This window comes from Microcoleus sp. Pol14D4, from assembly GCF_036701245.1.
In the GTDB taxonomy this organism is placed as follows: domain Bacteria; phylum Cyanobacteriota; class Cyanobacteriia; order Cyanobacteriales; family Microcoleaceae; genus Microcoleus.
Window position 1 is genome coordinate 61,717 of record NZ_JAUBQM010000023.1, and the last position, 9,590, is coordinate 71,306.

Annotated in this window: 9 protein-coding genes and 1 CRISPR repeat array (1 of these 10 running past the window's edge); of the genes, 6 read left to right on the top strand and 3 right to left on the bottom strand. The window is 45.3% G+C overall.

Annotated features, from left to right (window positions below):
• Positions 1 to 457: direct repeats of the CRISPR family, unit length 37 nt; unit sequence GTTGCAATCAACCTAAATCCCTATCAGGGATTGAAAC; it begins 1,159 nt to the left of the window's first position.
• Between the two features lie 123 nt (positions 458 to 580).
• From QUA33_RS11275 to QUA33_RS11285, 3 genes are all read left to right on the top strand, one after another.
• Positions 581 to 1,981 carry a DUF2157 domain-containing protein gene (locus QUA33_RS11275; RefSeq protein WP_333148673.1) on the top strand — a complete coding sequence of 467 codons (1,401 nt, stop codon included), beginning with the start codon at positions 581 to 583 and terminating at the stop codon, positions 1,979 to 1,981.
• Between the two features lie 109 nt (positions 1,982 to 2,090).
• Complete coding sequence (locus QUA33_RS11280) at positions 2,091 to 2,807, top strand: GDYXXLXY domain-containing protein (protein ID WP_333148674.1); 717 nt, start codon at positions 2,091 to 2,093, stop codon at positions 2,805 to 2,807.
• 368 nt (positions 2,808 to 3,175) lie between these two features.
• Positions 3,176 to 4,300: a hypothetical protein gene (locus tag QUA33_RS11285; protein WP_333148675.1), complete on the top strand. Its 1,125-nt coding sequence runs from the start codon at positions 3,176 to 3,178 to the stop codon at positions 4,298 to 4,300.
• 242 nt (positions 4,301 to 4,542) lie between these two features.
• On the opposite strand, the gene QUA33_RS11290 is transcribed toward QUA33_RS11285, so the two are convergent.
• On the bottom strand, positions 4,543 to 4,767 hold the full coding sequence (locus QUA33_RS11290; protein ID WP_333148676.1) for a hypothetical protein: 225 nt from the start codon (positions 4,765 to 4,767) through the stop codon (positions 4,543 to 4,545).
• A 39-nt stretch (positions 4,768 to 4,806) separates the two neighbouring features.
• Positions 4,807 to 4,935 carry a hypothetical protein gene (locus QUA33_RS11295; RefSeq protein ID WP_333148677.1) on the bottom strand — a complete coding sequence of 43 codons (129 nt, stop codon included), beginning with the start codon at positions 4,933 to 4,935 and terminating at the stop codon, positions 4,807 to 4,809.
• Between the two features lie 359 nt (positions 4,936 to 5,294).
• On the opposite strand from QUA33_RS11295, the gene hemH reads away from it, so the two are divergent.
• Positions 5,295 to 6,458: a ferrochelatase gene (gene hemH / locus QUA33_RS11300; RefSeq protein ID WP_333094198.1), complete on the top strand. Its 1,164-nt coding sequence runs from the start codon at positions 5,295 to 5,297 to the stop codon at positions 6,456 to 6,458.
• 208 nt (positions 6,459 to 6,666) lie between these two features.
• On the opposite strand, the gene QUA33_RS11305 is transcribed toward hemH, so the two are convergent.
• Positions 6,667 to 7,278: a DUF4126 domain-containing protein gene (locus tag QUA33_RS11305; protein ID WP_333148678.1), complete on the bottom strand. Its 612-nt coding sequence runs from the start codon at positions 7,276 to 7,278 to the stop codon at positions 6,667 to 6,669.
• A gap of 317 nt (positions 7,279 to 7,595) precedes the next feature.
• Here QUA33_RS11305 and QUA33_RS11310 point away from each other — a divergent pair, with 317 nt between their 5' ends.
• Entirely contained in the window at positions 7,596 to 8,882 is a 1,287-nt protein-coding gene (locus QUA33_RS11310; protein WP_333148679.1) for a Glu/Leu/Phe/Val dehydrogenase, read from the top strand.
• Between the two features lie 16 nt (positions 8,883 to 8,898).
• Complete coding sequence (locus tag QUA33_RS11315) at positions 8,899 to 9,060, top strand: hypothetical protein (protein WP_333148680.1); 162 nt, start codon at positions 8,899 to 8,901, stop codon at positions 9,058 to 9,060.
• The last annotated feature ends 530 nt before the right edge of the window (positions 9,061 to 9,590 follow it).

Sequence of the window (9,590 nt, forward strand, 5' to 3'; positions counted from 1 at the left end):
ATTTTTACGTTGCAATCAACCTAAATTCCTATCAGGGATTGAAACTTTATTCCTGTGACTCCAAAATGAGGATAAGACTGGTTGCAATCAACCTAAATCCCTATCAGGGATTGAAACCGAGAACGGACTACCTTTTACGGTGCAACCATCCGAGTTGCAATCAACCTAAATCCCTATCAGGGATTGAAACTCCGCAAGTCCGGGATACAAGGTGCGCTTTTGCCCTTGGGTTGCGATCAACCTAAATCCCTATCAGGGATTGAAACTTTAACTTCAGAGTGCATACCAGCAACGCTGTCACTGTTGCAATAAACCTAAATCCCTATCAGGGATTGAAACTTTCGGAAGTGTTCAGGAGAGGAGGAGACAGGAGGAAAGAGGGTATTCTTCTCCTGACTCCTGACTTCTGACTCCTTCTTCGCCGCAATCAAACTAAACCCCTATTAGGGGTTGAAACTAACATTAAAACGCAAAAAATACTGCTGTGCAAGTTCAGCAGGTGTCCCAGCATCCATCGACAATCAACCCACAAGTGACATATTAATAACTATCACAGTTCAAATCCTCTGGAATATTAAAAATGATTTCAGATAAATTTCGACGCGAGTTGCGCGAACAAGCCAAACTCTGGCAAGCAGAAGGACTCATCGACACTTCATTCTACCAACAACTTTCCGAACGCTACCAATTCAACACACTCGAAACCGCCTCCCGCAACCGATTCCTCAGCATTCTGATGAGTCTCGGCGGCATTCTCCTCGGTATAGGAGTCATCACCTTTGTAGCCGCAAACTGGCAAGTTTGGTCACGAGAAGTGAGAGTTGCACTGCTGCTAACTCTTTTCGTAGCAGTTAATGCGGCGGGTTTCTATCTGTGGCGAATTCCCCCATCCCGAAGCCAAAACTCCGATCCAAATATGCCCGCAACAAAAGGGCGAAACAAACTCCTAGGTGAAGGATTGTTGCTGTTAGGAGCTCTGATTTTAGGAGCAAATATGGCATTGATGGCGCAAATGTTCCACATTGGCGGTTCTTCCTACGGACTTTTCCTTGCTTGGGGAATCGGCGTACTCGGAATGGCTTACAGTTTGCGGTTGACTTCCTTGGGCGTTTTGTCCGCACTTTTAGTCGGTTTAGGCTATTGGCTTGCCGTGTTAGATTGGTCTTCCAAAGTCGAGTTTTCTTGGCTGGAACTTTTGGTGCGGCAAATGCCGATCGCAGCCAGTATAATGTTTGTGCCGCTGGCTTATTGGTGTCGATCGCGTGCTATTTTTGCCATAGGTGCGATCGCGATAATTTTTTCCCTACAAGTTTCTATCGTCCAAGGCTTAAATCTAACCTGGGGTACAGCAATTTTTTGCGCCCTACCGCCCGCTTTGCTGTGGGGATACGACGATGCAATCTGGCCGAAAGTACGCAGCAAGCTGTTTCAACCTACCGCCCGCAGTTTAGCCCTGCTGTTTCTCGCCAGTTTATTTTATTTTCTTTCTTTCCACTGGTTGTGGCAAGATTCGCCGAATCCTGCGCCAACGGAGTCGGATTGGGTTTTGCTGGCAAATGTGGCTGTTTTGGGCGGTTTCACGGTGTTTGAGTGGCTGCGCTTGGGACGTTTGGAACTGCGGCGACCAAGACAAAAAGCAGTGGATTTGACTACAAGTGCGATCGGCATTTTAATCCTCGCCAGCGCCTTTATACCGCTTTTTCACCTCAGTTTTACTCCCATTCCGCAATTAGCGACTTTCCTGTTTAATGTTTTATTTTTTCTGCTCGCTGTCGGCTTAATCAGAGAAGGTTTAGCATTAGGAAACCGCCGGAGTTTTTGGGGAGGCATGGTATTAATTACCCTGCAAATTATCAGCCGAGTCTTTGAATATAATACAGGATTGTTGCTCAAATCTTTTGTATTTGTTTTGTGCGGAATTGGCGTAATTGCTGCGGGTTTGTGGTTCGAGCGCCACTTCGCAAAAATCCCCGATGAATAGGAGCATTCTACTATAGTGCGATCGTCCCCTTTGCACTGCATTCCGAAGATGATTATGCCGATTCAAAGCTCAACGATATTATTCTGCGAACCAATTCCCAATTCCCAATATGAACCCCGAAAATCCAGATTTAACACCTCCAAGTTCCGAAATAGCAGATACCAGTGCTAATCCCCCATCCTTCACCCTTCCCCCCGCTGCCAAACGCCTTCCTGCGTGGCGGCTGTGGGTTCCTTTGCTGCTGCAAATCGGACTAATTGCTGCCGTACCCGCCACCGCAGTTTACACTTTTCTGACTGGCAAAACAGTTGTCCTGCAAACAGCACCAGTAGACCCTTACGACTTTTTGCGCGGATATTACCAAGTTTTGAGCTATGATATTTCAGCTAGCACAAATCTGCAAAAACTCCCCGGCTGGAAAGATTTACCTACAGAAAAAACACCTTGTCCGCCCGGAATTGTTTGTGCCAAAAATACGAATAATGTCAAACCACAAACCAGTTTTTATGTAATTTTAGAAGCGCCAAAAACCGCGACTAATCCCGGCCGCCCCCAAGCTTGGAAACCAGTCCGCGTCAGTCTAGAAAATCCCGCCAATTTGCCCGCCAATCAAATCGCAATTAAGGGCAAATATAACGGTTGGCAGATGGAATACGGCTTAGAAACTTATTATATGCCAGAGGATGAAAGGGAAAAAGTCAATCAGGAGATTAGCGAAGCTCAAAGAAAGCAGCGACAATCATTTTTGGTAGAAGTAAAGGTTGACAAAACAGGCCATGCTGTGCCTGTGAGTTTGTGGGTGCGCGATCGCAATTATCGATTTTAGCTGATATCTTGCACCATTGTCAGCAACAGGCTGTCCGGCCTGTTCCACAAAATATAAATTTTCTCGCTTCACAGGCCGAAAAGCCTGTTCCTAAACAAGTAATTGAGAATGGTGCAACATATGAGTTTTAGGCAATCAGGTCAAAAGGTCGATCGGTCTTTTAGCCTTGTTTTGAGTATTTTAGCTTAGGGAGGGGGCTGCTGGTGGGCGATTCCCTACCGCAACGGGCCCGCAGGCGCGATCGGTATAGCTTCGCTGGCGCGGACATTTCAATTGCCGACAACCCAAGAGAATCTATTAAGATATATAAGACTTGTGCAAATCTTGCCAATTCAAGGGCGCAAGTCATGACTCTACTGGAGCTTCTCATGTTAGCCGAGCTAATCTCTGCCAGACGAATACTCAAGACCAAACTCCTCGACTTCTTAGGACTTCCCGAAAATTGCCCAGACAAAACAGATCATCTCATCAACCAAATTGTATCCCTGCTGGAAGCAAATCCAGCCGAACAAGAAAGATTTTGGGAGACTTTCAAAAGTGAATTAGCCGTCGATCCCGTAGAATTAGAAACAATACTCAAATGTTCGCCAGCAGAACGCCAGCAGTGGATTGAACAAGACAAACTCCCTGTTCTAGAATACCGCTCTTTCCGCAAATCAGGAATCCATTTAGAATATCCCGTTCACGACAGAAGACTCATCTTAAGTCTAACGCCAACCGATATTAATAATTGGCGCCAAGAACCCAAAGGGCTGATTAAAAATAATGACAAAATACCCACCCCAATCAATACAGAAAAGCCCGAAGAAAACGAACAATCACGAGTAGCTTTTAGTTGCGAGTGGGAAAAAATCATTGCCGACTGGAAAGAACAAGGTTCGGCGGAAATTTCAGCAACCTTCCAGCTAGCTTACTGGACAGTGTGGGCGTCGCGTTGGGCCAAAGAAAATCAGCTCAACAGCTTTAAAGCAATTAATAAATATAAGGAAATCTACGAAACTCACCAGCACGAATGGTACGAGCGAAAAAATCAAGCAGTCAAGTTACTGATTGAAATGCCCTACGCCATGCTTTACTTCTACCGTCCGGCCGATGCTGACAAATTATATCTCGAACTGTGCGACGACCACCAGGAAATGATGAAAGATGGCTACTATTGGGATAAGTGGGATTTTTTCTATCAGAACCGCAAACTTGTAAATAAGTGCCGCGAATGCGTGTACTCCGAAACCAAAGATTATTACTCGCTTTACTATCTCGAAATCAAGAGCGACAAGTTTCCCGATTTTAGTTTTTCTTTCCACACGCCCTACACCATCGGCAGAAAATTTTTGCCACATCCAGAAACGTTGCCTTATGTAGACCACGTAGAACAGGACGGTATTTTTCGCTTTGGCCGCCCGCTGCTGGAACAAGAGAAAGCTATTCACACAGAAAAGGATGTGTTGCTCAAGTTTGAGGCGGCTTTGGCAGCAGCGAAAAAGTTTGTTTAGTTAGGAGTCATTAGCCATGAGTCATTAGTAGACTTATTGCAATTTTTTTTGATTGATAGGGAAACCGCAGATAAACGCAGATAAACGCCGATGCTTTTCCAGATTGTTTGTAAGGAAAGGCAATCTTGTCTCCTAATGACTTTTGAACTTGGATTATATCAAATCCGTTAGCATCGGAATAGTAAATTCGAGTTCACTGTTGACGGTTGACTGTTCACGGCGTCAACAGTCAACCGTCAACATCATTCCGGTGTAACCGAAAATGATATTACTTGAATGCTGCAGCCAGCATAAATTGTGAGTTGTTGAGCTTCTTTGAAATTGTACGATCGCCATTCCACCTCTGCCAACAAAGTTTCCAAGTTAGTTTCGCTCAACTTCCATGCAGTTTCAGTCTCAAACAACCACAAAAATACAGCCAACCCTGGCAAAAATACCGGATTTGTATGCCGATGAAAATCTACCAAAATGAATAGACCACCGTACTCGATCGCGCGCTACACTTCTTAAAAGATTTGTCGCAACTGTGCCGATCGTATTTCGTGCATCGCAACGCTGCTGTCTGCCAAGTCAAACTGACAGTCGGCAAAAAGCCTCGAATCGGCAAAAGCTTCTACATAATTGGCTGATGGCACATTTTTTCTGGCCGGTTGCAGAGATATTGGCGCAGCGTCAACTCCTGTGACATCCTAGGAATATTGCACCAGAAATTGCTTCATTTGACCGCTACCGCAGCAAAGGTCTAAAACTTTAGCTTCGGCGCTGACGGTCAAATTTTATCAGGCTAGTTGGCCCAAACGAGCATTGCCGCCTACGCTCACTCGCAGCCAGACGCGCGATCGCATCCTAGAGCCACTGATACCGATAACTTAAATCTCTAAAAAATGTTGCCACAGTCAAAATTATGTATACCTTGCTATCGACTTAAGATATTATTAAGTTATATGATAAAGATAAGTAACAGAACTGAGACGATGGGAGAGCTGTAACCGCTATGGGTCGTGTGGGAGTATTGCTATTAAACTTGGGCGGGCCAGATCAAATCGAGGATGTCCGTCCTTTCCTGTTCAACTTGTTTGCTGACCCGGAAATCATTCGCATCCCGTTTCCGTGGATGCAAAAACCGCTCGCCTGGTTGATTTCGACCCTGCGCTTTCAAAAATCCCAGGAAAACTACCGCCAAATCGGGGGCGGCTCTCCTTTGCGGCGGATTACCGAGGAACAAGCGGCTTCGCTGCAAGAACTCTTGCAAGAAAAGGGACAGGATGCTCGAGTTTACGTGGGGATGCGTTACTGGCATCCTTTTACCGAAGAGGCACTCGCCAAAATAAAGCGCGATCGCATCGAACATTTGACAATCTTGCCGCTGTATCCTCAATTTTCCATCAGCACCAGCGGTTCTAGCTTCCGGCAGCTAGAAGAAATGTGGGGCAAAGATCCAGCCCTCAAGGATATCGAATATACCGCGATTCCTTCTTGGTATAAGCGGCCCGGCTACATTCAGGCAATGTCGGAACTGATAGCCCAAGAACTAGACCACAATCCAGATCCCGATCGAGTTCACATCTTTTTCAGCGCCCACGGCGTCCCCCTCAGCTACGTAGAAGAGGCTGGAGATCCCTATCAGCGCGAGATTGAAGATTGCACTCGTCTGATTATGGAACATTTGAACCGACCGAACGAACACACTCTAGCTTATCAAAGTCGGGTTGGCCCGGTGGAATGGCTCAAGCCTTACACCGAAGACGCCATTACCGAATTGGCAGAAAATGGAGTCCAAGATTTGTTGGTAGTTCCGATTAGTTTCGTTTCCGAACACATCGAGACTCTGCAAGAAATTGACATGGAGTATCGGGAATTAGCAGAAGAATCGGGAATTCAGAATTTCTACCGAGTGCCCGCCCTGAATACTCATCCGGTGTTTATTGAAGCCTTGGCCGATTTAGTCATCGAGTCGATAGAATCTCCCAGCGTTAAATTCTCGGATGTGATACGCCCTTCCAAGATAGTGAAAATGTACCCTCAAGAGCAGTGGGAGTGGGGTTTGACCACGGGGGCTGAAGTCTGGAACGGTCGTGTGGCGATGATTGGTTTTGTAGCACTATTGCTGGAGTTAATTACGGGTCAGGGCCCGCTACATTCGATCGGATTGCTTTAAATTGACAGTTGACAGTTGACAGTTGACTGTTGACTGTTGACTGTGGTTACAAATGACTAATTATATAAAATCCCTTGGTATCGGAATTATTCATCTGTCTCTTCTCTTCCTTAGCGCCCTCTGCGGTCTCTGCGGTTAAATCATTCCGAAACAACCGCAAACAATAGAACTAATAACCTATAACTAATTACCAGTAACTAATCACTAACTAATCAGGATCGTGCTTGTGGCGGCGGGGATTTCCCCTATCGCCCGGTATTCCCTGACTTTTGTACCAGCGATACCACTCTTTAGAACTGCGAATTGCCAGCCACAGCAGCATCATCGCAACTAACCCTCCCTGCCGCGGTGCGTCAAAGGCAAACAAAACCAAGGAAATGGACAGAACATCTTGGAGGAAAATCACCCAAATCGGCAAACCCCGCAGCCGATAAAACCATCCTGCTTGTACCAGTTGCAGCACTAAAGCCAACAAACCTCCGACAATACCAATTATCCACAGCATCCAAGGGTGAGCAATAATTTCGTCGATCGAACTTACCTGAGCGATCGCAATTCCCATAATTGCTCCTACAAAGGGGCTGAAAATAATTTGCACAATTTGCAGTACCCGCTGTCCCACAAAAGTTTTAGAAGCAAATAACTCTAACAGCGACCAACTCACCAAGATGGTGATAGCCACTTGGGGGGGAACCCCCGACAATAAGGGTATTTCCGACCAAAGTTTGTCAATCCGCAACAAACCAATTAACAGCAGGGGCAGGGCAATTCTCATACCCCCTGCCGCAGACGCTGAGAGTGCGGCTAGGAGTCCAACCATAATAATAATTCAGTTTCTAACGTCAGCTAAAGCCTCGATCTATTTCAGAATTTAATTCCCCTGATGGCTGGCTGTAATTTGAGCAATCGAACTCAAATTGCGGCTTGAGGTTAAATATCACCTTCTATTGTAAGTGTATCTGCTTAATCGCTGCTTGGCACTGCTCGAAAAGTCGATCGACACAAGGTAGTTGACTGTTGTCAGAAGAAAGGAGGCAGCATTCAACCAGGATTGTGATTAAATTAGCTTAAGCACTCCAAGCCTTCTTCTCTCTGACAACAGTCAACTAACAACAGTCAACAGTCAACTAACTTCTTATGTCTGATTCATTATTTGCCGATGCCAGTCGCCGATTAGAACGAGCCTTAAAATATGTGTCCCTTTCCGAGGATACGATCGAACGGCTGAAATATCCCAAATCCAGTTTAATTGTATCTATTCCCGTGCGGATGGACGACGGTTCCCTGCGAATTTTTCAAGGTTATCGGGTGCGCTACGACAATACCAGAGGCCCGTCTAAAGGAGGAGTGCGCTATCATCCGGGAGTATCCCTTGATGAAGTGCAATCCTTAGCATTTTGGATGACTTTTAAATGTGCAGTTTTGAACTTGCCTTTTGGAGGAGCCAAGGGCGGAATTACTCTCAATCCCAAGGAATTGTCTAAACTGGAATTGGAACGGTTGAGCCGGGGCTATGTCGATGCGATCGCAGATTTCATCGGCCCCGATGTCGATATTCCCGCACCGGATGTCTACACCAATCCCATGATTATGGGTTGGATGATGGATCAGTACAATATTATTAAGCGACAGCTTTCTCCAGCGGTGGTGACTGGAAAACCAGTGACAATTGGTGGCAGTCTGGGCAGAGATACGGCAACAGCAATGGGTGCTTTTTTTGTAGTAGAAACTATTTTACCCAAATTTGAACTCAATCCTCAAGATACCACTGTAGCAGTACAAGGTTTTGGTAATGCAGGTGCCGAAATAGCTGAACTGCTCTGGAAAGCAGGTTACAAAGTTGTTGCTGTCAGCGATTCCCAAGGGGGAATTTATGCTAAACAAGGGCTGGATATCCCCAGTATTCGAGGCTTTAAAGACTCTCACAAAGGTATCAAAGCTCTTTACTGTGAAGGCTCTGTTTGCAATATTATCGAACACGAAATCTTGACAAATGAGCAACTTTTAGCATTAGATGTAAACGTGCTAATTCCAGCCGCTTTGGAGAATCAAATAACGGAAGCGAATGTTAATGATATTAAGGCTAAGTTTATTTTTGAAGTAGCTAACGGCCCGATTGATTCTGCTGCTGATTTGATTTTAGAAACGAGGGGAATTCACGTAATTCCTGATATTTTAGTTAATGCCGGAGGCGTAACGGTTAGTTATTTCGAGTGGGTGCAAAATCGCAGCGGACTTTATTGGACGCTGGAGGAAGTCAACCAGCGGTTGAAGCATAAAATGGTTGAAGAAACAGAAGCAATTTGGAAAGAATCTCAGGAATTGTCAGTTTCCATGAGAACTGCTGCTTACGTGTACGGGTTAAATCGACTCGGGGAAGCGATGAATGCGAAGGGAACGCGGGATTATTATGTGAACGGTTGAGGGAAGTGCGGTAAGATTGTGCGATCGCACAATCTTACCGCAGTTATTCGAGAAGAGTGCAGTCTACGAACCGACTTGGCAAAACTTAGCTCGGAATATGGAAATTTTAGGTCTGCACGCAGCAGTTTATTTGACCGCAACTTTGCTATTGCACAAGCGGAAAGATATTTTAAAATAGAGATTTTAAATATAGAGAAATGTGTTAATTTTTACGAACTACCTAATTGTACAAGACCCGCACTTATCATGTAGGGGCAACCACCGGAGAATTACCCCGAACAAACACCATATTGCGAGATCATGCTTAAGTTTGGATCTTGCGATTTTCTAAATCAATCGCCGCTGCACAATACAGGCATTCTTTTTTACAGCACTTCCGGATGTTATGAGGTACAGTAGCAGCAATTAGTAAACCAGTTTTTAAGATGTTTCGGATTAATCAAGTCAAGAGGCACAGCAATTATCGTGTCAACCATTTTAGTGCTGGTTGGCGAAAACAGTCGCAATAAAGATTTGAGTTGCGACCACCCTGGGGGGGTGACAAAGAGGTCTACGAGATAGACTGTATAAGAGTTGCAGCCCGCATACCTTGTTGATAAAAGCGGCGTTTATTTGGAGTTAACTGGCGTTTACTGTTCCACTTCTAAAGAATATTCTTCTAGATAATTAACCCACTTTTCTCCATCTAAACCCACACCAAATGTACTC